Here is a 22,918-nt window from a genome sequence, read left to right on the forward strand (position 1 = left end):
CGCGAAAGCGTAACTTTAAAGAAAAAAGCTATGAAATATCTCTTAGCCTTATTGATCACAACTACTATGAACACGACACCGCTCTCTTTTGATTTTGGAACTACTTGCAACACTTGTCATGACTGGTTTGTCGTGCTTGATGGTGTGATGGGAGGATTATCTACAGGTAGCATTGAGCAAACTAAGGAAAGTGTCATCTTTCGCGGAAGCGTGAGTCTTGAGAATAATGGTGGTTTTGCATCCTTGAGAACTCCTTACCAGTCTTATGATTTGTCGGGTTATACAACGGTAACTGTAAGATATAAATCCACAGGGCAAGATTTTGGGCTCACGCTCAATAAGTATAAAAGATTCTGGAGACCGAATTATAAAATAAACCTACCCATCACTCAAGGTGAGTGGAAAACCGTCACCTATAATCTCGCAGATTTTGGCACCTATAGATTAGGGCAGCCTCTGGAAGGGCACCCCGATAAAGAAGATCTTGCAGATATTATACGTATAGGATTAATTTCAAATACAAAAGCCGCAACAGATTTTGAGATAGAAGTAGATAAAATCATATTTGAGTAACAACATTTCTGTCATTTCGAGCCTGCCGAGAATTCACATCACATTGAGCACATATGAGTAATAACTTACAAAACAAAAAAAGAGAGCCACTAGGCTCCCTTTTTTACTATCTATACGGATAGATTATAGATTAAAAGCGTCTTTAACTTTCTCAACATAATCTAGTTTTTCCCAAGTAAAGAGTTCTACTTCAACTTCCTTTTTCTTACCGTCAAAGCTTTCAAAAGTTTTTGTTACCACTTCGTTTGTACGTCCCATATGTCCGTATGCTGCAGTCTCGCTGTATATAGGAGATCGCAGTTTTAATCTGCTTTCTATTGCAGCTGGTCTCATATCAAAAAGTTCGGTTACCTTTTGAGCAATCTCACCATCAGATAGCGACACATTTGATGAACCGTAGGTATCTACAAAGATTCCCATAGGCTCAACAACACCTATTGCATAAGAGACTTGTACAAGTATCTCATCTGCTACTCCGGCAGCTACTAGGTTTTTTGCAATGTGACGCGTTGCATAAGCTGCAGAGCGGTCTACCTTTGATGGGTCTTTTCCAGAAAAAGCACCACCACCGTGAGCTCCTTTACCACCGTACGTATCTACTATAATTTTACGCCCCGTAAGACCTGTGTCTCCGTGAGGTCCACCTATCACAAACTTGCCCGTTGGGTTGATGTGATACTTAATATCATCATTAAAGAGCGCAGCGATATTTTCTGGTAGCATTCCTACTACGCGCGGTATAAGAATGTCTTGTATGTCACCACGTATGCGACCTAGCATTGCCTCATCTTCATCAAAGTCGTCGTGTTGTGTAGACACCACAATAGCTTCAATGCGTTGCGGCACATTATCATCACTATACTCAATAGTAACTTGTGCTTTTGCATCTGGACGTAGGTAAGTAATCTCATCATCCTCACGGCGTAGTTTACCTAGTTCAATGAGTAGTCTATGTGATAGCTCGAGAGCGAGTGGCATATAGTTTTCAGTTTCCTTAGTCGCATAACCAAACATCATACCTTGGTCTCCTGCACCTTGCTCATCTTTGCTCTCGCGGTCTACACCACGATTTATATCGTCAGACTGCTCGTGTATGGCAGACAGTACACCACAAGAGTTACCGTCAAACATATACTCACCCTTTGTGTATCCTATCTTATTAATAGTCTCACGGGCAATTTTTTGAACATCTAGGTATGCATTAGACTTTACTTCTCCTGCAAGAACTACCTGCCCAGTTGTAACTAGGGTCTCGCAAGCAACTTTAGACTGCGTGTCAAAAGCAAGAAAGTTATCAATAAGTGCGTCAGAAATCTGATCTGCAATTTTATCTGGGTGTCCTTCAGAAACAGATTCTGAGGTAAATAAATAAGCCATTTTTTAATTTTTTGTCAAGAAGTAGATTTGACGAGTGCTGGGTAGAAACATAACACAAGAAATGTTAAAGTCTTGTGTTTAATTTTAGCCATTTTTTTTTGAGGTTGCAAGCAGTCAAATCTGTCCTCGTTATTATGGGGACAAAAGTAAAGAAACTTTAATGATATAAATAATCTATTACCCTACCAATCTGGTAGGGTAATGTTATTTTTTTGTGAAAATTTTCTAAGACCTATTTTCTGTATTTATGGAGGTGGTAGAAAAATAGTTTTGTATATAGATTAAATATAGTTTAATTTTTACCTAATTTAATTTAACATAACTTTATTTAGAAAATTATTCTAAAAAGTTTGTTTTTGTAAAATTGTTTTTACAATATTTGTGCTCACAAAGTTCAACAACTTATTGAAATGTTATCAAGAAAGGCTGAGGGAATGACCCTATGAAGCCTTAGCAACCCTTTCACTTAGAAAGAAGGTGCTACATTCTACCCAAGAGTCGCTCATTACCGAATCTTGAGGATAGATAACATCGAGCAGTACCGCTCAGGTACGCGCTTATGTTTTTTCTTATAATATTTTTCTTAAAAATCTTGAGAGCCTGTAATAGGGTTTAAGAGACGTTTGGCTTTTGTTTTTAATCCTTTCACACAAGGTGAGAGGGAATCTATTAAACTCAAAAAAAAGAAAAATGAGTACACAAAAATTAGCAACCAAGGCGTTGCACGCAGGACACGATTATGCAGCAAACGGAGGAACACGAGCCGTGCCTATTTACCAGAGCACTGCCTACGTTTTTAATGATGCAGACCACGCAGCAAACCTTTTTAACCTCTCTGAGCCAGGTTTTATCTACACACGCCTTAATAACCCTACAAATGACGTGCTAGAGAAGCGCCTCACAGAGATAGAGGGAGGACTGGCAGCTGTAGTAACCGCATCTGGTACTGCGGCAATTAACACCACGCTACTTACACTCTTAAAGCAAGGAGACCACGTAGTAGCTTCAAGTAGTCTCTATGGAGGAACATATAATTTACTAAGTGTGACACTTCCTCGTTTTGGGATTACAACCACTTTTGTAGATCCTTCAGATCCAGAAAATTTTAAAAACGCAGCACAAGAAAATACCCGCGCCTTCTTTGTGGAGTCACTAGGTAATCCTAAGTTGGATGTATTAGATTTAAAAGGTATTTCCGCTTTCGCGAAAGCGCACAAAGTACCTTTTATTGTAGATAACACGGTAGCAACTCCAGCGCTTCTTAACCCAATAGAGCACGGGGCAGATATCGTGATTCACTCTCTTACAAAATACATAAACGGTAATGGTACCGCACTAGGTGGAGTGATCATAGATGCAGGAAAATTTGACTGGAGTAATGGTAAATTTCCTGAGTTTACAGAGCCTTCTGCCGGTTACCACGGCTTAGTATACCACGATGCACTAGCAGAGGCAGCGTTTATTGCAAAGGTGCGCATAGAAGGATTGAGAGATCACGGTGCGGCATTGAGCCCATTTAATGCATTCCAAATATTACAAGGGCTAGAAACACTAGAAATTAGATTGCAAAAGCACTCGCAAAATGCACTTGCACTTGCGCAGTGGCTAGAAACTCGTGATGAGGTGGCGTGGGTAAATTATCCAGGTCTTGAGTCAAGTAAGTACAATGATCTTGCAAAGCAATACTTGCCTAAGGGACAGAGTGGGATTGTAACCTTTGGTATAAAAGGTGGTTTTGAAAGTGCAAAAACTATTGCAAACGAGACCAAGCTTTTCTCATTACTCGCAAATATAGGTGATAGTAAATCACTCATTATACACCCAGCGAGTACCACACACCAGCAACTCTCAGACCAAGAGCAAGAGGCAACTGGAGTGACTAAAGATCTCGTACGTCTTTCTGTAGGTCTTGAGAATATAGAAGATCTTAAAGAAGATCTCGTAGCGGCTTTTGCACGCGTAGATAAAACTGTTTTAGTGTAATTAATTGTGATGCTCCAGCTAGCTTTTTTGCCAGAGCTAGTTGGAGCTTTTTTTACAATAAGTAGTCTTTCACCCCACCTTAAACTGCAATACATATGCTTAACAAAGTATCCATATCATCTTTTACCACACGTTCTGGTTATCATTGTGATCTCGAAGTGTCATACCAGCTGGCAGGTCAGGTACTAGGTACAGCACCTGTAGTACTGGTTAATCACGCGCTCACGGGTAACTCTACCATAACCGGTAATAAGGGCTGGTGGAGTGATTTGATAGGTAAAGAAAAAGCTATAGATACAGGTTGCTACACCATACTATCTATAGATATACCAGGTAATGGCCACGCAAGCACGCAGCGCATTACAGTGTATAAAGAGTTTACAAATTATGACATTGCATGCATACACGGGGAGGTGCTACAGCATCTTAACATAACATCACTTTTTGCCGTTGTAGGTGGTTCCTTAGGAGGGCAAATAGCCTGGGAACTTGCCAGCCAACAGCCACAGCTTATAAAACATTTAATACCCATTGCGACAGACTGGAAAGCAACAGACTGGGTGATAGCACAATGTCACATACAAGACAGCTTACTTACCCATTCTAGCCAGCCCGTAGCAGATGCGCGTATGCACGCAATGACCTTTTATCGCACACCAGCTTCTTTTAAAGAGAAGTTTAATCGCAGTAAGCGCGATGAGCAATTGTATAATACACAAAGCTGGCTTAATCACCACGGCATAAAACTCTCAGAACGTTTTTCACTATCGGCATATAGGCTTATGAATCACTTATTGCTTAGTGCAGATATTACGCAAGGAAGCAAAGATTTTAAAGAGTCCCTGTGTGACTTTACCGGTTCCGTACATCAAGTAGCCATAGATACAGACGGACTTTTTCTGGCAGATGAGATGTATGAGACCCACTTACAATTACAAGAGATGGGTGTCTCATCTACCTATGATGAGATTAAATCCATACACGGTCACGATGCCTTTTTAATAGAATATGAGCAGTTATCAAGCTTTGTAAAACCCATTTTTTCAACACAATTATGTCACAAATAAACATCGCCATCTTTGGTATAGGTAATGTGGGGAGCACGCTCATCACACAGATTACAGATTTTAATAAAAAGTCTTCTAGTAAGCAACTTAACATTTTTTGTATTGCAAACTCTACACTGGCGTTGTTTCAAAATGAGACGACAGGCAGTTGGAGTGCAGATTTTGAGAACCAGGCACATCCATACACACTAGATGATATTTACGCTTACGCGAAAAAGTTAAAACAACAACAAGAGTCAAATCACGATGTTGAAAGCTCGTTTATCGCGGTAGATGTCACTGCGAGTCCGCAGTTTGTAGAAAACTATGTATCTCTCGTTGAAAATGGATTTCATATCGTAACGGCAAATAAAATTGCAAATACACGCTCGTACGATTTTTATAAAACCTTGCGTAAATCTTTAAAACAGCACAACAAGAAGTTCTTATACGAAACAAACGTAGGAGCAGGACTGCCTATCATTGAGACCATAAAAAGTTTATACGATAGTGGTGAAGAAATACATAAGGTACGAGGCATATTTTCTGGCTCTCTTAGTTATTTGTTTAACACCTTTTCGGTAGAGGATAAGAGTTTTTCAGACATATTACTTGAGGCAGATGCGTTGGGACTCACTGAGCCAGATGCTAGAGAAGATCTATCTGGTAAAGACGTGGCACGCAAGCTCTTGATTTTAGGGAGAGAGGTAGGACTCACAAAAGAGTTTGACGATGTAAAAGTACAATCACTAGTGCCTAAAGCATTAAATGGTACCACTACCTTACCCCAGTTTCGCGAAAGCGTAAAAACCCTTGATGCCATTTTTGAGAAAAGTAAATCCCAACTAGGAGCAAATGAAGTGTTGCGACACGTAGGTGAGTTAGATTTAAAAACACAACAACTTGAAGTAAAACTAGTGCAAGAGTCTAAGCACACAGCGCTGGGACAAACTCAAGGTGCAGATGCAGTTTTTGAAATTTATACAGACTCCTACGGCGATCACCCGCTAGTGATACAAGGAGCCGGCGCAGGAAAAGCAGTGACAGCAAGAGGCGTGCTAAGTGATATTTTAAAAATCACCACAAGTCTTAATTAGTTATGAGCACGGCAATTACAAAGGCACTAAAGGAGCGTATCCTAGTGCTAGATGGTGCGATGGGTACGATGCTGCAGGCATATAACTTTAGTGAAGAAGATTTTAGAGGAGAGCGCTTTAAATATTTTCATCGGTCTGTAAAAGGTAATAATGATTTACTGTCACTCACGCAGCCTGCCGCAATTGCAGAGGTGCACCGCAAGTATTTTAATGCGGGAGCAGATATTGTGGAGACTAACACCTTCTCGAGTACCACCATCGCAATGGCAGATTATGAGATGGAGGAGTATGTGTATGATTTGAATTACGCTTCCGCGAAAATTGCCAAAGATGTCGCTCAATCTATCACCGCAAAAGAACCTCACAAACCACGATTTGTAGCAGGAAGCATAGGTCCTACAAACAAGACAGCGAGTATGTCGCCAGATGTAAATGACCCGGGTTATCGTGCCGTAAGTTTTGAAGAACTTAGAGTAGCTTATAAACAGCAAGTAGAAGCTTTGCTAGATGGTGGTGTAGATATCTTACTTGTAGAAACTGTGTTTGACACCCTCAATGCAAAGGCTGCGCTGTTTGCGATAGACCAGGTAAAAGAAGAGCGAGGTGCAGACACGCCTGTAATGATTTCTGGCACCATAACAGACGCTTCTGGTAGAACGCTTTCTGGGCAAACGGCAGAGGCATTTTTAATTTCAGTATCTCATATTCCGTTGTTGTCTGTTGGTTTTAACTGTGCGCTAGGTGCTAGTCAGCTGCAGCCACATCTAGAAGCCATAGCAAGTAAAACAGAGGTAGGTATTTCTGCACATCCTAATGCGGGATTGCCTAATGCCTTCGGGGAGTATGATGAAACACCAGAGCAAATGGCAATACAGATTAAAAAATACATCGATAAAAACCTTGTGAATATTGTGGGTGGCTGCTGTGGCACCACACCTGCACACATTAAAGCCATTGCTCAACTAGTAGCCAATGCAACCCCTAGAAAATGTAAGCTATAATGAATGTGACTCCTAGATATATGCGACTTTCTGGCCTTGAGCCTCTAGTGATTACTCCAGAAAGTAATTTTATAAATGTAGGAGAACGTACAAATGTTGCGGGGTCAAGAAAGTTTTTGAGGCTCATTAAAGAGCGACAATTTGAAGAAGCACTTTCTGTCGCTAGAGATCAAGTAGAAAACGGCGCGCAGATCATCGATATTAATATGGATGACGGTCTCATAGATGGCAAGGAGGCAATGGTTACCTTTTTAAATCTTGTGATTGCAGAGCCAGATATCGCGAGAGTGCCCATTATGATAGATAGTTCTAAATGGGAGATTATAGAGGCTGGCTTGCAGGTAGTACAAGGTAAATGTGTTGTAAACTCTATTTCTTTAAAAGAAGGAGCAACCATTTTTATACAGCAAGCAAAGGCTATCAAACGTTATGGTGCCGCTGTGATTGTAATGGCTTTTGACGAAGTAGGTCAGGCAGATACCTATGAGCGTCGCATTGAGATTGCAAAGCGCAGCTACGAGATTTTGGTTAATGAGGTAAACTTCCCGGCAGAAGATATCATATTTGATCTCAATATTTTTCCTGTGGCGACGGGTATGGATGAGCATAAACGCAATGCATTAGACTTTATAGAGAGCACGCGATGGGTAAAAAATAATTTACCTCATTGTAGTGTGAGTGGTGGTGTAAGTAATGTGTCTTTCAGTTTTAGAGGAAATAATGCCGTGCGCGAGGCGATGCACTCGGTGTTTTTGTATCACGCTATCGATGCAGGGATGAATATGGGTATCGTTAATCCCGCCTTGCTGGAGGTGTATGATGATATTCCAGCAGATTTACTGGAGCGTGTAGAAGATGTAATACTCAATAGAAGAGACGATGCAACAGAGCGCTTGCTCACATTTGCAGAGACCGTAGGTCAAAAAGAATCTATACAAAAAGAAACCGAAGCCTGGCGAACAGAGGATGTGCAGAGCCGTATCACCAGAGCACTGGTAAAAGGTATAGATGCCTATATTCTGCAAGATGTAGAAGAGGCCAGACAAGCTGTAGATGCTCCAATTAAAGTGATAGAAGGCCACTTGATGACGGGGATGAATGTAGTGGGAGACCTTTTTGGGAGTGGTAAGATGTTTTTGCCTCAAGTAGTAAAATCTGCCAGAGTGATGAAAAAAGCCGTTGCTTATTTATTGCCCTATATAGAAGAAGAGAAGTTGAGAAACGGTACCCAAGCCGCAAGTCAGAGTGCGGGTAAAATTGTTATGGCAACCGTAAAAGGAGATGTGCACGACATAGGTAAAAACATTGTGAGCGTTGTGCTAGCGTGCAATAATTATGAGATTATAGACTTAGGTGTGATGGTGCCACCAGAAAAAATCATAACCACCGCTCTTGCCGTAAATGCAGACATCATAGGTCTGAGTGGTTTAATTACACCTAGCCTTGATGAGATGGTTTATCTAGCCAAAGAGCTAGCAAGACAAGATATCAAAATCCCAGTTTTGATAGGTGGTGCGACCACAAGCAAGGCACACACCGCTGTAAAAATTGACACGCATTATGAGAGTGCCGTTGTGCACGTAAACGATGCCAGCAGGGCGGTGACTATTGTGGGTGATTTGTTACAGAAGGATACAAGTGTTCTTTTTAAAAATGAACTGAAGCATGAATATGCCCGCTTTCGCGAAAATTTTAACTCAAGACAACGCATTAAAGAATACGTAACGATTGAGCAGGCAAGAGCAAATAAATTAAAAATAGATTTTAAAGCCGAAGATATTGTCGCTCCAAAAGAACTAGGAGTACAAGTGATTGAACATTTAGATCTCAACGAACTGGTGCCTTATATAGATTGGAGTCCATTTTTTAGGAGTTGGGATTTGCACGGTAAGTACCCAGAGATTTTAACAGATGAGGTGGTAGGAACACAAGCCAGCGAATTATTTGCCGATGCACAACAAATGCTCAAACAAATCATTACCGAAAAATGGCTCACTGCCAAAGCGACTTTTGGTCTTTTTAAAGCAAATGCAAATAACCAAGATGATATTGTAGTAAATCAGGAGCGAGTAGAGGATTCAGTGGTATTTAGAACCCTTAGGCAACAATCAAAAAAGGCAGCGGGCAAGCCCAATATTGCGCTGTCAGATTTTATTGCTCCGCTAGATAGTGGATTGCAAGATTATATGGGTGCTTTTTGTGTTACAGCAGGGTTTGGAACAGCCAGAAAAGCAAAAGAGTTTGAAGATGCACTAGATGATTACAGCGCTATAATGATTAAAGCTCTCGCAGACAGGCTCGCAGAAGCTTTTGCCGAATATCTACACAAGGAAGTACGCACAAAACACTGGGGATATGCCACCAGAGAAGCACTAGCTAATACAGATTTAATTAAAGAAAAATACCAAGGTATCCGGCCGGCGCCAGGTTATCCGGCTTGTCCAGATCATTTGGAGAAAGAGACTATCTGGAAGTTGCTTGGTGTGGAAGAGTCCATAGGTGTTACCCTTACCGAAAGTTTGGCAATGTGGCCTGCGGCAAGTGTAAGTGGGTATTATTTCGGGCATCCAGAGGCAAGGTATTTCGGGCTAGGGAAAATAAAAGAAGATCAAGTAAAGGACTATGCGAGCCGCAAAAATATTGCTTTCGCGAAAGCGGAAAAATGGCTCACCCCAAATATAGCAGAGTAGATTATGACAAAAGTAAGAGATCACATAGCAAAGGCAATAGCAGCGAAGAGAACCGATTTTTCTTTTGAAATTTTACCACCTCTTAAAGGGCAAAATATCAATACCATTTTTGATAATATAGATCCGCTTATGGAATTTAAGCCGCCTTTTATTGATGTAACTTATCACCGTGAGGAATACATTTATAAGGAGCGTGAGGATGGATTGCTAGAGAAAAAGGTGGTGCGCAAGCGACCTGGTACCGTGGGTATTTGTGCTGCGATACAAAACCGCTATCAAGTAGATGCAGTACCGCACGTGTTGTGTGGAGGTTTTTCTAAAGAAGATACTGAGAATTTTTTGATAGATATGGATTTTCTAGGTATTGAGAATGTGATGGCCTTACGTGGTGATGCGGTAAAGAGTGAGACTTACTACAAGCCCAATAAAAATGGAAATATCTATGCGCAAGACCTCGTAGAGCAAATTATTGATTTAAATAATGGCACCTACTTAGATGAAGATTTGCAGAATAGCGCCAAAACAGATTTTTGCATAGGAGTGGCGGGATATCCAGAAAAGCACCTGGAAGCGCCCAGTCTTGAAAGTGATATTCATTTTTTGAAAAAAAAGCTAGAAGCTGGTGCTTGTTATGTGGTGACCCAAATGTTTTTTGACAATCAGAAATACTTCGACTTTGTAGAAAAATGCCGAGCCGCAGGTATCACAAAACCTATTATACCAGGACTCAAGCCGCTGGCGACAAAGAAGCAACTCAATTTAATTCCGCAGCGCTTTAGTGTAGACGTGCCAGATGCATTAGTAATGGAAGTTGTAAAAGCAAGAGACACTGCTGCCATACGCCAGATAGGGATAGAGTGGTGCATACAACAAAGCAAGGAGTTACAAGCTGCTGGCGTACCCGTGTTACATTATTACTCAATGGGTAAAAGTGATAATATTAGACAGATAGCTGCGGCTGTTTTTTAAAATTAATCTAATGGAGATACTACATTTTTTAATACTGTTAGGTAGCGCAAGTGTGGCCGCAACTGCACATAGACCTTTTGCATATACCTTGCTTGTGCACTTCGGTATGGAATTGCCAAAAACTAGAAAAGAACATAAGGTGAGGGTATACGCAGTCAAGTTATGGGCTAGGTATGTGATAAAGGGAGCAACTGCTGTAACAGGCGTCCAGTATCTGTGTTATCTGGTAGATCCTATCGCATCTTTTTTTATAGCAGCTGCATTGTGGGTTGTGATTTTTGGGTATGCAATATGGTTGATAACTACGCGAGTACAGCGTTATGGTAATGGCTTACGCGAGGTGCGCCTTATGGGAATCCCAGAGGTATATGGTGCGTGTAGACTTGCGGGGTAGTTGGGTGTTCTCTTATGTGATATTACGATTTTATAACTTTAAGTGGTTTAAGAGGTTTACCATCTGCAATGATATTTACAACATAAACTCCAGGAGAATAGGATGAAATATCAAGGTTTTTTAATTGATTAATATCATATGTAGTTTTAGAGCCTATAATTTGGCCGGTCATAGATGATATTGTAACTGAAACTTTGTGAAAGGTCTCATTAAGTAAGATGTCGAAATATCCGCTAGATGTAGGGTTTGGAAAAGCAGCTCTAATTTTTTCAGGTTGTACGTTTCGTTCGTTTTCAATTCTAACACCAATGGCTTTTGCATTACAGCTAATAATTGTGTGAAATTTACAACTACCAATCACTTTTTGTTCGGTCTTTATATTTTGCGCATAAACTATAACTTCTTCCAGATTGTTATTATCTAACTTAATGTTCAAAGTGTTTGAGTGAGTGACTTTAATTTCTCTGGCAGTAAAACCCACGTGAGAGATTAATAAAGTATCATTTGTCTCTGCACTTAATGTAAAATGGCCGACCTCGTCTGTAATACTTCCTTTCTCGGATCCTTTAATTGTAACCGTGGCAAATGCTAGAGGTGTTTCATCACCATAAATAGTTCCAGCAACTTTTACTTGGGCAATTATATTTAATATAGGTATTAGTGTGAATAGAAGTGCGATAATGGTTCTCATAACTCTTAGTGTTTTTGATTGCTCGACAAACATACTAGCCCTCTATATTTTTTTAAATCTGGAATGAGTGAAGTGGCCTTTTTAATGAGTGAAAAACCCTCTGGCGCCAAATTCTGTAATTCCGCTTTCGCGAAAGCGTAATAAAAAACAGGCTCTCTATAATAGAAAGCCTGTTGCTTATTATATACCTCGTCTCAAAGACGAAAAAAAGGTTACCTATTTCTTAGCTAAGAAGGGGTATCTGTAATCTGTAGGAGTAACAAATGTTTCCTTAATCATACGTGGGCTTACCCAACGTAGTAGGTTTAAAGCAGATCCTGCTTTGTCATTTGTCCCAGAAGCACGTGCTCCCCCAAAAGGTTGTTGCCCTACAACAGCTCCCGTAGGCTTATCATTTATGTAGAAGTTACCAGCAGCATTTTTAAGTGCTTTTGTAGCTTCTTGTATCGCATAACGATCTGTTGCTAGTATTGCTCCAGTAAGTGCATACTCACTAGTGCTGTCTACAAGCTTAAGCATCTCGCTCCAGTCTTTATCTTCATATACATAAATAGTCATCACTGGGCCAAAAAGCTCTGTGTGCATTGTAGTATAATTAGGATCTGTAGTTACAATAACGGTAGGCTCTATAAAGTACCCTTTTTTCTTATCGTGACCACCACCTACTATAATCTCTGCGTTTGCATCTTCTTTTGCCTGGTCAATGTATTTTGCAAGCTTATCAAAAGATCCTTCGTGTATCACGGCAGTGATAAAGTTGCTCATATCTTCTGGAGATCCCATTTTAAAAGACTTTACGTCTTCTATCACAAGCTCTTTAATTTCTTCCCAAGAAGATGCTGGTATGTACCCGCGACTTGCAGCACTACATTTTTGACCTTGGAACTCAAACGCTCCACGAGAGATCGCTGTGGCCACTTGCTTTGCTGGTGCAGTAGGGTGTGCAACGATAAAATCTTTACCACCGGTCTCACCTACAATGCGGGGATATGTTTTATAGTTATGTATGTTTTCTCCTATCTTTTTCCACACATCTTTAAATACGTGTGTAGATCCTGTAAAGTGTAATCCAGAAAAATCTGGGCTTGCAAGTACAGTATCTGTAATCATTACTGGATCACCGTGTACCACTTGAATCACACCATCTGGCACACCTGCCTCACGGAAGATGTCAAGTATAATCTTTGCAGAAAGCATCTGGCTATCTGAAGGTTTCCATACTACTACATTACCCATAAGTGCACAAGCAGCAGGAAGGTTTGCCGCGATGGCAGTAAAGTTAAAAGGAGTAATCGCATAGATAAATCCTTCTAGCGGACGGTATTCTAGTCTATTCCAAGCTCCAGAGGTAGACTCTGGCTGCTCGTTATAGATATCTGTCATAAACTGCACGTTAAAACGTAAGAAGTCTATAAGCTCACAAGCAGCATCAATCTCTGCTTGGTAAATTGTTTTAGACTGGTTAATCATTGTTGCAGCATTAATCTTTGCGCGGTAAGGCCCAGCGATAAGCTCTGCAGCTTTTAAGAAAATACCAGCACGTTGCTCCCAGGGAAGCTCTGCCCACTCCGTACGAGCCTCAAGTGCCCCAGCGATAGCCTGGTCAATGTGTGTTTTTTCGGCAAGATGAAACTCACCTACCACCTTCTTGTGATCGTGCGGTGGCGTGATAGGTTGTGTATTTTTAGTGCGCACCTCTTTACCGTTTATGTACATAGGTACTTCGGTATGTGCGTTAAATAACTCTTTATAAGCTGCGGCAACGGCCTCGCGTTCTGGAGAGCCTGGTGCATACGATTTTACCTCTTCGTTTACAGCGATTGGAACTTGAAAAAATCCTTTTCCCATAGTGGTGTTTGGTTTTAATTTTTTGGTAGTGCAAAAGTACAAATTCTATTGCGATAGCTCAGCGGTTTGGCAATACTGTAACAGTTGGGGTTTTTTACGCTTTCGCGAAAACAAAATAGAATACAATCATATCTAGATTTGTGAAGATCACATTTTAATGTAAGTGAGACAATGGTAGACAGTCACACTACAAAATAATGGGTATCGAAACCGCAAGTGTAGGCTTTTTCGTAAGTTGCAAACAGAACTTACGACCCATAAAGAATGTGCACAGTTACTTATATACCTAAAAAAGATAACACTTTTATTCTAACCTCTAACCGTGACGAGGCTTATGGAAGAACCACACTTGCGCCTAGCTTTTATGATATAGATGGGGTGAAAATGCTGTTTCCAAAAGATGCCGTAGCCGGAGGATCGTGGATAGGAGTTTCAGAAAAAAATACAATGATTTGCCTTCTTAATGGAGGGTTTGAAAATCATATCAAGGTTGAGGATTATAAGATGAGTAGAGGCGTAGTGGTAAAAGAACTACTTAAGTCTGATGATTTAACGACTTCTATAAATGATTTTGACTATGAAGGTATTGAGCCCTTCACCATTATCGCTATAGATTGGAACACTGGTCTCAAGGCAACAGAACTGGTTTGGGATGGAGAGAAGGCGCATATAAGCGAACTGGATGATTTACCAAAAATATGGTCTTCGTCTACCTTATATACTACAGATATGAAGGAGAAGCGTAAAAAGTGGTTTAAAACATTTGCTCAAAATACTGACTGGAGTAGTGAGCAATTATCAAGTTTTCACACCACAGCTGGTGAGGGAGATGAAAAGGTAGATCTTAAAATGAATCGTGGTAAACTAGGTACTGTAAGTGTAACCCAAGTAGAAAAGACTAAGGAAGATTGCATAATGACCTACCGTGATTTACAAAAGGGTGAGGTGCACATTACTAACTTTGATACAGTTGCTGTTTGAAAAATACGGGTAAAATAATAGTGCTTGCTTTTCCAGATACTTTTGTAAAAATGTCTGATGAGCTTATGTGTAAAATACTACCACTGGTAGGCTTAGGCACACGCACACATATTAAAGCAGGTCACGCTGCGCTGGTTCTTATAGAAAATGAAACGGGAGTGGCTCAGTATTTTGATTTTGGTAGGTATATTACTCCTCCAGGCAAGGGAAGAGTGCGTGGGGCTCTTACAGATGTAGAGCTTGTTGTGCCCGTAAAAGCTAAGATAAAAAATCATCATTTAATTAATCTTAATGAGCTTTTACTATGGCTAGAAGCGCATCCAGAAAAAACACACGGGGAGGGTCGTCTTGTTGCATCCTTATGTGATACGATAGATTATGATAAAGCCCTTTCATATATAATGGATCTCCAAGGGCAAGGGAGTATTCCTTACAAAGCCTTTGGGAAAGTGGGAAGCAACTGTGCAAGATTTGTGACAGATACGATACTGGCTAGTACAAATAACAACTCTATAATAAAATACCTTAAGCGCAATAAGAAATTTACTCCCAGCACCGTGGGTAATGTAGAGCGTAGTGCATCACAAGAAGGGGTGTATGAGATATATAATGGGTGTATAAAACCATACACATCTACGGCTTTAAAAGAAAACCTTACAAACTTCTTTGACCGAAAGGTTCCTGAGGTTCTTGACCAAGATGGGATAAGTATTGAGGTGCCAGAAGGAGCTACCTTTCTAGATGGGACGGGTAGCGGAGCTTACTTTTATTTAGAAGTCCAGGGTGATAAGACTAAAGCATTAGTAAAAAGATATACAGAGCGTGGAGTGCAAGACTTTTGTGGCACTACACAATTGCCAGAAGGTTTTGATGCTACACAACCTTATAAATTTGTTTATGATAGTAACTGTTTATACTGTACAATACAACAGGGAGAAGATATTTTTCGCCTTGAGCTTACAGGGCAAACGGCAGCTAGTTTAATGCAAAAGGTGCGCTCAGCTTAAAGGCAGGTATTTTTACTCTGAATTTTTTTGTGGTTGTAAAGTTTACCATCTGGTAATGTCCTTCCATAGAGCCAAAGGGAGACGTAAGTAAGCAACCAGAACTATAGGTGTGGCTTTCGCCAGGTTTTAAAACGGGTTTTTTACCTATCACACCCTCGCCATTTACTACTTCGGGAGTGTTAAGAGCGTCTTGTATTTTCCAGTGACGTGCCATAAGTTGCACGCTATCTTTACTCTGGTTGTCTATGGTTACTTTGTAGCCAAAGGCGAAGTGCATTTTATAGTTTTTATAAAACGTGCCTTCAAAGGTAGTCTCTACCGAAATCTTTATGCCTCTAGTTACTTGTTGTACCATTTTAAAATAAAAATGCGGTAATCGCAAAAAAGATTACTGCAAATAATGTCGCTCCTAAATAGAATACTATGTTTAAAAATACAAATTTTAGAATTGTCCACCTGCGTTTTTGTTTATAAAAATTACGCAACGCCTTGTAAAAGTAAAATGGACCCACAAGAATGAGTAATAGAGATGCAACTATTTCATCTCCAATAAGTAGGTCTGGAATAATTGCAATAAGCAATACTAAAAACACCCAGCTGAATATGTGAAATATGAAGACTAAGTGCTCCATATAATTAAACTTCTTCTTTGAATAAATTAGCCATAAGAAAAGCGCAAAAATAGGTGCAAAAAAGAATAAGAAAAATGGAATCTTAGAAGCTAGAAATCTTAAAAAACGAGCCGGATTATCCTTAACGCGTTTTATATCCTCATTCTTGCTATATAAAAATACGTTTGTTCTGGTCTTGCTGTATTTTAAGCTATCGAGCGCAGCTTCTGGGTCACTTATTTCTGTGTATTCGTAAAAGTCGTAAAATATCTCACCTTTTGTAAATATGTTCTCAAGATAGATCCCGTTTATGGAGCTTTCGGCTCTTGTGTCATAAGGTACTTTTACGATGGAGTCTTTTTTGGCTTCTTGTGCTTCTTTTCTCTCTTTGAGCTTTTTTACACTCTTCTCTACAGTGTTGTTTATTTTTTCTTCAAGAAGTTGTGCTTCTTCATTGTTGAGGTTTTGAAGCTCGTTGAGGTCAATGTCTTTTGTGATTTCTTTTATGGAGTCTATATCATCTTTGGCTTGGTCTACATTGAGTTGCACGACACCCTCATCTGTAAAATCTAAGTCGTTGTTACCATTTATAAAACCTATGATTGCGAGTAATATAAAATAAGAAATGGACGCACTCAGAAAAAACCGAAAGGGGTTTGCATATTTGAGGCGCTTTCCTTCTACATAATACCTTGTGATGGTTCCTGGTTTAAAAAGTAGGTCTTTAACGGTATATCTAAAACGGGAGTCATAAGTAAACACACTCAGTACAAACTCATTAAAGAAGTCTTTTATAGTGAGCCGTTTTGTCGTGTTAATTTGCCCGCAGTATGCACAATAACGATCGGTGAGGTCTAGCGGGTGCCCGCAGTTAAGGCACTCAACGCCACGATATTTCATCGCCTTACGTGAGTTAGATTTTACAGGTGTTTCCTTCATCCCTGTAAATATATGATTTTAGTGAATACGCTTTCGCGAAAGCGTAAAAATCTAATTTGTTATTTGTGAAGAATTAGTTTGCCCTAAGCCTACCAGCTCATCAAAACGTCCTCCAGGCTTACGGTAATACACTAGTATTTGATAATTGTTTTCTGTTTGCCAGAAATTCCCGTCTAGACTATTCTTATAATCTATGCTTCCATCTTTGTTTACTAGCACATAATTGTAGTTGTAAAAACCTTGTTTAAGTAAGTACGGTAGCTCGTATCTTCTAGTGCGGGTGTTCCACTCCAGTTTTGTGCTATTGTCTATTACATAGTTATTAAAGTTTCCATAAAGATGTATAGACTGTTCATCGAGAAGTTTAGGGTGTCTCAAAGAGAAGTGTATCCATACATACTCTGCCTCGGTAAGAGGTGTGCGACCTTGTAGGGTGTTTATGAGGAAGTTTCCGTTTATATCTGGATTGTAGGTGTAGGGCTGGTCATACCTAGCTGGATTTGAGTATAGGTAATTGTGATACAGGCTCTTGAGCTCTATGCTTTTTATGGCAAAAGTAGCGGCACGCACATCTTTGTTTTCAAAGTTAAAAAACTCATTGCCACCCCAGAAAGCGGTCTCTTGATCATATCTATACTCGAGTCTGTTACCTATATTGTATTGAGGCTCTATGCCTGTAATGGCTGTTTTGAGGTTGTTGTTTTGTATTAAAACTGTGTGAAGATTTTGTTTTGGGTTTATAATAACTTCATCTCCAGAGTCTACAAAAAATCGCAGTACTTGTTTTGTGTTGATGTATTGTAAATCTCTTGATCTTTTTACTTGAGCACCCACATTAAATTGGGGTGAGAATATCATAAACTTACGTGAGAAAACGAGCTCACCTTCTTCATCGTAAATGCTAAGGATGTAATTACCTGTTTTCGTGAGACGCTTAGTCATCTGGTTAGGTATAGATAACTCATAGTGCGTGTATAACTGGAGCGTTGCAACCGAGTTTTCAAAATTGAGGATGCGCACATTATCCATCCCGTCCATATACTCAGATCTAGCAAGGCTACTCTCTGTCCAGTCTGCATTGTGATGCGTGATTTTATAAAAGTAATCACGCTCATCTCCATAAATATCGTCAAAAGAAAGCGACAACCTGCTACCTAGTTGTAGTATGGGTAAAGAGGTTCCAGATGTGCTGCTGGCGTTAAATTGTACCGTTTTAATAAAAGGAGGTTCTGGTACTTCTTGTGCTACCTGTGCAAAGGTGGTAAACGTTGCAAATAGTAAGAAAAGTGTAAAATAATTTTTCATAGTGGACTGATGGTTGCCAAATATAAACAAATTTGATGCCGAGATATTGCGTTGAGGTATGCGTGATAAGATGTGGTACTGTGTTTTTTACGCTTTCGCGAAAGCGTATTTAAAACTTTAGAAATTGAATACGTTGAGGAGTAGTAATTGAATTTGTAAAGTGCTTAATGTGAGTCTGTAATGAAAATGAACCACGAGTAGCGGTGCCTACTTGAAGTCGTTATGAATTTTGTGGAGCGTCTAAGTATAGATTTCTTAAAAAAGTGGTTGTTTATTAAACAGATTGATAAACTCTTATTTAGAAATGTTATAAATAATACTTTCACTTTTTCTAGCTCGGAAAAATGAGACGTATTTTGTAAATTTGCGCACCTCAATTTTAGAGGATTTTAGATAACATAAATCTACTGACATATGTCAAAAGACATCAGAATCAAAAAAGGTCTTGATATCCGATTAGTAGGCGAAGCAGAAAAGACAATTTCTGAAGGGCCTAGATCGCGTACCATTACTATTAGGCCTTCAGATTTTCATCTCGTGACTCCTAAAATGGTCCTTAAAGAAGGAGCTAGCCTTAAGGCTGGAGACGAGATTTTCTACTCAAAGTCTCAAGAAGAAATCAAATTTGTATCTCCAGTTGCTGGAACAATTACAGAAATCAAGCGTGGCGCTCGCCGTGTGATTACTGATATTGTGATTGAAGCAGATTATGCTGGTGCTACTCGTGATCTTGGAGCGTTGAGTCCAACTGCAGATGCTGCTACTGTAAAAGCAAGATTGCTTGAAGGTGGTGTGTGGCCGTTTATAAAACAACGTCCTTATGATGTGGTTGCAAACCCAACAGTATCTCCAAAAGCAGTTTTTATATCTGGTATAAACACTGGACCACTTGCTGCAGATCTTGATTTTGTACTAGCAGGTAAGAAAGCAGAGCTGCAGGCAGCAGTTACAGCATTAGGAAAACTTACAGATGGTGGTGTACACGTTTCTATAGGTTCTAGTGCATCTGTATTTGCAAGCCTTACAGGTGTTACAACATATACAGTAAAAGGACCACACCCGGCTGGTAATGTGGGAACCTTAATAAATAAAACAAGTCCTATTGACAAAGGTGAGACAGCCTGGACGGTTGCAGCACAAGATCTTGTTGTAATAGGAGAGTTGTTACTTACAGGTAAGTTTAACGCACAACGTGTGATATCGGTTTCTGGGTCTTCTATAAAAGCGCCTAAGTATTACCGTACAATCATAGGTGCAGAGGTATCTACATTTGCATATGATGCTGGTGTAGACGGTGATAATAATCGCTTTATCTCTGGTAATGTATTGACAGGTACTAAAGTTAAGCCAGACGGAGCTCTTGGGTTTTACGCAACAGAGTTTGTAGTAATACCAGAGGGTGATGATTATGAATTCTTCGGGTGGAATAAGCCTGTTTTTGATAAAATCTCTCCATCTAGAGCGCTTACTTTTTCTTGGTTACAGCCTAAAAAGAAATATGATCTAGATACAAATACAAACGGTGAGCACCGTGCATTTGTAGTAACTGGAAACTATGAAGAGGTTTTTCCTCTAGATATTTACCCTATGCAAATCCTTAAGGCTTGTATGGTAGAAGATCTAGACGAGATGGAGGCTTTAGGAATGTATGAGGTGGCTCCAGAAGATTTTGCACTTACAGAGTTTATGTGTGTGTCTAAGCAGCCACACCAAGAGATCATTCGTAAGGGATTAGATGTTATGTATAAAGAAATAGGATAAGTTATGGGAATGAAAGAAAGTTTACATAAGCTTAAAATGAAGTATGAAGGGAAGAAGATGGCTCCGGCTTTCAACGCGCTTCACACTTTTTTATACGCTCCTAACGAGACTACACACAGTGGTGGTCACATAAGAGCGGTAGATGATTTAAAACGTACAATGAACACGGTAATCATCGCATTGATTCCTTGTTTACTGTTTGGTATTTTTAATGCTGGTTACCAGCATTACCTTGCAACAGGAGAGATTGAAGCAGCTCAAGGGTTCTTTAGTACTAACTTCTGGAATCTAGACAACTTCTCTATAGGAGCTTGGACAGTACTTCCATTAGTAATTGTTTCTTACGGTGTAGGATTACTTGTAGAATTTATTTTTGCTGTTATAAAAGGACACGAGGTAGAGGAAGGTTACTTAGTAACTGGAATGCTTGTGCCACTTATTGTACCTGTAGATATTCCGTTATGGATGCTTGCAGTAGCGGTTGTTTTTGGTGTAGTAATAGGTAAGGAAGTTTTTGGAGGTACTGGGATGAATATCCTAAACCCAGCGCTTACTATACGTGCTTTCTTATTCTTTGCATACCCAACGTGGATGTCTGGAGATAAGGTGTGGGTACACGAAGCAGTAGAGAGAGCAGGAACACCAGATGCTATATCTGGAGAAACTATCTTAGGTAGTTATGCTCAAAATGCAGCGACGATTAATTACGACTACACAGATATGTTCTTAGGATTTATTCCTGGATCTGTAGGGGAGACTTCTAAAATACTCATTATTGTAGGAGCCTTATTCTTAATCTTTACAAAGATAGGTAGCTGGAGAATTATACTTTCTACTATAGTAGGAGCACTAGCAATGGGACTTATCTTTAATGGAGTTGTAGATGCAGGATGGATAGATGATACTAGTAAGTTTTATGGCTTAATGAGTGTTCCTTTCTGGCAACACCTTATAATAGGTAGTATTTTATTTGGAGCAGTATATATGGCAACAGACCCGGTAACTGCATCACAAACTAATAAAGGGAAATACATTTACGGTTTCTTAATAGGTTTTATATCTATTATGATACGTGTATTTAACCCAGCATACCCAGAAGGAGTATTCCTAGCGATCTTATTAATGAACGTATTTGCTCCTACAATTGATCACTACGTGGTACAAGGGAATGTGAAGAGAAGAATGAAGCGTCTTAAACTTAAAACAGCATAACGATGGCAAAGACAGACGGAAACGGATATACAATTCTCTTTGCGACTATTATGGTAGTCGTAGTAGGAGGAGTTCTAGCAGGACTAGCACAAGGTCTTAAGCCTGCTATTAAAGAAAATGAGCGCTTTGAAAAGCAGCAGAACATTCTTTATGCAATGGGCGTAAATGAGAATGTAGAAGGAGATGGAGGTGTAAACTTCATCCCTACAGATAAGGTAGAAGCAGAGTACGATAAGTACATTAAAGAAGCTTACATCATCCAGAATGGTAAAGTGACTCAAAGTGATGAGGCATTTACTGTAGATATGAAGAAGCAAAGCAAGTTGCCTAAAAATGAGCGCAAGATGCCTCTTTTTGTAGGAGAGCGTGATGGTAAACAATTTTTTGTTGTGCCTATGTACGGTAAAGGACTTTGGGATGCTATCTGGGGATATGTAGCGCTAGATAAAGATCTAGTTGTACAAGGTGTATTTTTTGATCACAAAGGAGAGACTCCTGGTCTAGGTGCAAACATTAAAGAACGTTACTTTATGGACGACTTTACTGGTGAGCAAATTATGTCAGACACTCAGTACTCAGGTATCACAGTTGCAAAAGGTAACAATGATCCAAAAAATGAACGTAAGGACGATAATAAAGTAGATGCTCTAGCAGGTGCAACGATCACTGGTGACGGTGTGAGTGCAATGATTAAAAGCACGCTTAAGAGCTACGTTCCAGTAATTAAAGATTTTAAAACCAAAGCATAATGGCGATACTATCAAAAAAAGATCAACGACTCATTCTTGATCCATTAGCAGATGATAACCCAATTACTATTCAAGTATTAGGTATCTGTTCGGCACTAGCAATTACTGCTCAGCTTAAAGCGTCTATCGTAATGGCAGTATCGGTACTATTCGTACTAGGTATTGGTAACGTAGTGATATCGCTTATGCGTAACATCATACCATCAAAAATTAGAATTATTGTACAACTTATCGTTGTGGCAACACTTGTAATTGTAGTAGACCAGACGCTCAAAGCATTTGCTTATGAGCTTAGTAAAGAACTTTCAGTCTTTGTAGGTCTTATTATTACAAACTGTATCATTATGGGACGTTTTGAGGCTTTTGCTTTAGGTAACGGTCCATACAGATCATTTTTAGACGGGATAGGTAACGCACTTGGTTATGGTGTGATCTTAATCATAGTAGGTTTCTTTAGAGAGCTATTAGGTTCAGGAACGCTTCTAGGTATTAAAGTACTAGGAGATCCTATAGAAAAAACAGGATTATACAGCATAGGCTACGAGAATAACGGTTTTATGTTACTATCACCTATGGCACTTATCGTAGTTGGACTCATTATCTGGGTACAGCGTAGTAAGAACCCTGCACTCGTAGAAGAGAACTAGAAAATGAATTATCACGCTTTCGCGAAAGCGTAAACCT

The 22,918-nt window shown here is 39.7% G+C and carries 20 protein-coding genes and 1 riboswitch; of the genes, 14 read left to right on the forward strand and 6 right to left on the reverse strand.

Translation table 11 applies throughout. From position 1 onward, the window contains the following. Window positions 1-30: 30 nt before the first annotated feature. A complete protein-coding gene (locus ABVM49_RS06595; protein WP_405203543.1) occupies window positions 31-573 on the forward strand; it encodes a CIA30 family protein in 543 nt (180 codons plus the stop codon). Window positions 574-696: 123 nt separating this feature from the next. On the opposite strand, the gene metK is transcribed toward ABVM49_RS06595, so the two are convergent. Next, entirely contained in the window at window positions 697-1,950 is a 1,254-nt protein-coding gene (gene metK, locus ABVM49_RS06600) for a methionine adenosyltransferase (protein WP_405203544.1), read from the reverse strand. Between the two features lie 410 nt (window positions 1,951-2,360). After that, window positions 2,361-2,482, forward strand: a riboswitch (SAM riboswitch). A 158-nt stretch (window positions 2,483-2,640) separates the two neighbouring features. Here metK and ABVM49_RS06605 point away from each other — a divergent pair. The 7 genes from ABVM49_RS06605 to ABVM49_RS06635 all read left to right on the forward strand — a co-directional run bounded on the left by ABVM49_RS06605 (window position 2,641) and on the right by ABVM49_RS06635 (window position 11,130). After that, complete coding sequence (locus ABVM49_RS06605; RefSeq protein ID WP_035325679.1) at window positions 2,641-3,933, forward strand: O-acetylhomoserine aminocarboxypropyltransferase/cysteine synthase family protein; 1,293 nt, start codon at window positions 2,641-2,643, stop codon at window positions 3,931-3,933. Window positions 3,934-4,028: 95 nt separating this feature from the next. Continuing rightward, complete coding sequence (locus tag ABVM49_RS06610; RefSeq protein ID WP_405203545.1) at window positions 4,029-5,000, forward strand: alpha/beta fold hydrolase; 972 nt, start codon at window positions 4,029-4,031, stop codon at window positions 4,998-5,000. Then, the gene (locus ABVM49_RS06615; RefSeq protein ID WP_405203546.1) at window positions 4,988-6,076 is read left to right on the forward strand and encodes an aspartate kinase; all 1,089 of its coding nucleotides are present in this window, start codon (window positions 4,988-4,990) and stop codon (window positions 6,074-6,076) included. Before ABVM49_RS06610 ends, ABVM49_RS06615 begins: the two co-directional genes overlap by 13 nt. Before the next feature lie 2 nt (window positions 6,077-6,078). Further along, entirely contained in the window at window positions 6,079-7,077 is a 999-nt protein-coding gene (locus tag ABVM49_RS06620; protein ID WP_405203547.1) for a homocysteine S-methyltransferase family protein, read from the forward strand. Beyond that, complete coding sequence (gene metH, locus ABVM49_RS06625) at window positions 7,077-9,767, forward strand: methionine synthase (protein ID WP_405203548.1); 2,691 nt, start codon at window positions 7,077-7,079, stop codon at window positions 9,765-9,767. Before ABVM49_RS06620 ends, metH begins: the two co-directional genes overlap by 1 nt. Before the next feature lie 3 nt (window positions 9,768-9,770). Next, on the forward strand, window positions 9,771-10,736 hold the full coding sequence (gene metF / locus ABVM49_RS06630) for a methylenetetrahydrofolate reductase [NAD(P)H] (RefSeq protein ID WP_405203549.1): 966 nt from the start codon (window positions 9,771-9,773) through the stop codon (window positions 10,734-10,736). 10 nt (window positions 10,737-10,746) lie between these two features. Further along, on the forward strand, window positions 10,747-11,130 hold the full coding sequence (locus tag ABVM49_RS06635) for a hypothetical protein (RefSeq protein WP_405203550.1): 384 nt from the start codon (window positions 10,747-10,749) through the stop codon (window positions 11,128-11,130). A 22-nt stretch (window positions 11,131-11,152) separates the two neighbouring features. On the opposite strand, the gene ABVM49_RS06640 is transcribed toward ABVM49_RS06635, so the two are convergent. Both ABVM49_RS06640 and pruA read right to left on the reverse strand, forming a co-directional pair. Next, window positions 11,153-11,821 carry a carboxypeptidase-like regulatory domain-containing protein gene (locus ABVM49_RS06640; RefSeq protein ID WP_405203551.1) on the reverse strand — a complete coding sequence of 223 codons (669 nt, stop codon included), beginning with the start codon at window positions 11,819-11,821 and terminating at the stop codon, window positions 11,153-11,155. A gap of 216 nt (window positions 11,822-12,037) precedes the next feature. After that, window positions 12,038-13,669, reverse strand: a complete 1,632-nt coding sequence (gene pruA / locus ABVM49_RS06645) for an L-glutamate gamma-semialdehyde dehydrogenase (RefSeq protein ID WP_021778063.1) — start codon at window positions 13,667-13,669, stop codon at window positions 12,038-12,040. Between the two features lie 264 nt (window positions 13,670-13,933). Between pruA and ABVM49_RS06650 the strand changes: the two genes are divergently transcribed. Together ABVM49_RS06650 and ABVM49_RS06655 are read left to right on the forward strand one after the other, a co-directional pair. Further along, the gene (locus tag ABVM49_RS06650) at window positions 13,934-14,650 is read left to right on the forward strand and encodes an NRDE family protein (RefSeq protein ID WP_405203552.1); all 717 of its coding nucleotides are present in this window, start codon (window positions 13,934-13,936) and stop codon (window positions 14,648-14,650) included. Beyond that, window positions 14,647-15,657, forward strand: coding sequence for a DUF6695 family protein (locus ABVM49_RS06655; RefSeq protein ID WP_405203553.1), 1,011 nt, complete (start codon window positions 14,647-14,649; stop codon window positions 15,655-15,657). The genes ABVM49_RS06650 and ABVM49_RS06655 overlap by 4 nt, the downstream gene beginning before the upstream one ends. Here the strand turns inward: ABVM49_RS06655 and apaG are convergent. Genes apaG through ABVM49_RS06670 form a run of 3 tightly spaced genes read right to left on the reverse strand, consistent with a single transcriptional unit; the run spans window position 15,626 to window position 18,512 of the window. After that, complete coding sequence (gene apaG, locus ABVM49_RS06660; RefSeq protein WP_021778066.1) at window positions 15,626-16,012, reverse strand: Co2+/Mg2+ efflux protein ApaG; 387 nt, start codon at window positions 16,010-16,012, stop codon at window positions 15,626-15,628. The genes ABVM49_RS06655 and apaG overlap by 32 nt on opposite strands. Before the next feature lies 1 nt (window position 16,013). Then, the gene (locus tag ABVM49_RS06665) at window positions 16,014-17,207 is read right to left on the reverse strand and encodes a DUF3667 domain-containing protein (protein WP_405203555.1); all 1,194 of its coding nucleotides are present in this window, start codon (window positions 17,205-17,207) and stop codon (window positions 16,014-16,016) included. 51 nt (window positions 17,208-17,258) lie between these two features. Next, window positions 17,259-18,512, reverse strand: a complete 1,254-nt coding sequence (locus tag ABVM49_RS06670) for a DUF5103 domain-containing protein (protein ID WP_405203556.1) — start codon at window positions 18,510-18,512, stop codon at window positions 17,259-17,261. A gap of 414 nt (window positions 18,513-18,926) precedes the next feature. On the opposite strand from ABVM49_RS06670, the gene ABVM49_RS06675 reads away from it, so the two are divergent. Genes ABVM49_RS06675 through ABVM49_RS06690 form a run of 4 tightly spaced genes read left to right on the forward strand, consistent with a single transcriptional unit; the run spans window position 18,927 to window position 22,881 of the window. Then, complete coding sequence (locus ABVM49_RS06675; protein ID WP_405203557.1) at window positions 18,927-20,273, forward strand: Na(+)-translocating NADH-quinone reductase subunit A; 1,347 nt, start codon at window positions 18,927-18,929, stop codon at window positions 20,271-20,273. Window positions 20,274-20,276: 3 nt separating this feature from the next. Next, window positions 20,277-21,485, forward strand: coding sequence for an NADH:ubiquinone reductase (Na(+)-transporting) subunit B (locus tag ABVM49_RS06680; RefSeq protein WP_299150451.1), 1,209 nt, complete (start codon window positions 20,277-20,279; stop codon window positions 21,483-21,485). A gap of 2 nt (window positions 21,486-21,487) precedes the next feature. Next, window positions 21,488-22,234 (forward strand): Na(+)-translocating NADH-quinone reductase subunit C, encoded by a 747-nt coding sequence (locus ABVM49_RS06685; RefSeq protein WP_021778071.1) that lies wholly within the window; start codon window positions 21,488-21,490, stop codon window positions 22,232-22,234. Continuing rightward, window positions 22,234-22,881, forward strand: coding sequence for an NADH:ubiquinone reductase (Na(+)-transporting) subunit D (locus ABVM49_RS06690; RefSeq protein WP_021778072.1), 648 nt, complete (start codon window positions 22,234-22,236; stop codon window positions 22,879-22,881). Before ABVM49_RS06685 ends, ABVM49_RS06690 begins: the two co-directional genes overlap by 1 nt. Window positions 22,882-22,918 lie beyond the last annotated feature (37 nt).

This window comes from Dokdonia sp. LLG6352-1, from assembly GCF_045055815.1.
Classification (GTDB): Bacteria; Bacteroidota; Bacteroidia; order Flavobacteriales; family Flavobacteriaceae; genus Dokdonia; species Dokdonia donghaensis.

Coding starts and splice junctions, on each gene's coding strand:
- ABVM49_RS06595 (WP_405203543.1), top strand. CDS start 31: ATGAAATATCTCTTAGCCTTATTGATCACAACTACTATGAACACGACA.
- metK (WP_405203544.1), bottom strand. CDS start 1,950: ATGGCTTATTTATTTACCTCAGAATCTGTTTCTGAAGGACACCCAGAT.
- ABVM49_RS06605 (WP_035325679.1), top strand. CDS start 2,641: ATGAGTACACAAAAATTAGCAACCAAGGCGTTGCACGCAGGACACGAT.
- ABVM49_RS06610 (WP_405203545.1), top strand. CDS start 4,029: ATGCTTAACAAAGTATCCATATCATCTTTTACCACACGTTCTGGTTAT.
- ABVM49_RS06615 (WP_405203546.1), top strand. CDS start 4,988: ATGTCACAAATAAACATCGCCATCTTTGGTATAGGTAATGTGGGGAGC.
- ABVM49_RS06620 (WP_405203547.1), top strand. CDS start 6,079: ATGAGCACGGCAATTACAAAGGCACTAAAGGAGCGTATCCTAGTGCTA.
- metH (WP_405203548.1), top strand. CDS start 7,077: ATGAATGTGACTCCTAGATATATGCGACTTTCTGGCCTTGAGCCTCTA.
- metF (WP_405203549.1), top strand. CDS start 9,771: ATGACAAAAGTAAGAGATCACATAGCAAAGGCAATAGCAGCGAAGAGA.
- ABVM49_RS06635 (WP_405203550.1), top strand. CDS start 10,747: ATGGAGATACTACATTTTTTAATACTGTTAGGTAGCGCAAGTGTGGCC.
- ABVM49_RS06640 (WP_405203551.1), bottom strand. CDS start 11,821: ATGAGAACCATTATCGCACTTCTATTCACACTAATACCTATATTAAAT.
- pruA (WP_021778063.1), bottom strand. CDS start 13,669: ATGGGAAAAGGATTTTTTCAAGTTCCAATCGCTGTAAACGAAGAGGTA.
- ABVM49_RS06650 (WP_405203552.1), top strand. CDS start 13,934: ATGTGCACAGTTACTTATATACCTAAAAAAGATAACACTTTTATTCTA.
- apaG (WP_021778066.1), bottom strand. CDS start 16,012: ATGGTACAACAAGTAACTAGAGGCATAAAGATTTCGGTAGAGACTACC.
- ABVM49_RS06665 (WP_405203555.1), bottom strand. CDS start 17,207: ATGAAGGAAACACCTGTAAAATCTAACTCACGTAAGGCGATGAAATAT.
- ABVM49_RS06670 (WP_405203556.1), bottom strand. CDS start 18,512: ATGAAAAATTATTTTACACTTTTCTTACTATTTGCAACGTTTACCACC.
- ABVM49_RS06675 (WP_405203557.1), top strand. CDS start 18,927: ATGTCAAAAGACATCAGAATCAAAAAAGGTCTTGATATCCGATTAGTA.
- ABVM49_RS06680 (WP_299150451.1), top strand. CDS start 20,277: ATGGGAATGAAAGAAAGTTTACATAAGCTTAAAATGAAGTATGAAGGG.
- ABVM49_RS06685 (WP_021778071.1), top strand. CDS start 21,488: ATGGCAAAGACAGACGGAAACGGATATACAATTCTCTTTGCGACTATT.
- ABVM49_RS06690 (WP_021778072.1), top strand. CDS start 22,234: ATGGCGATACTATCAAAAAAAGATCAACGACTCATTCTTGATCCATTA.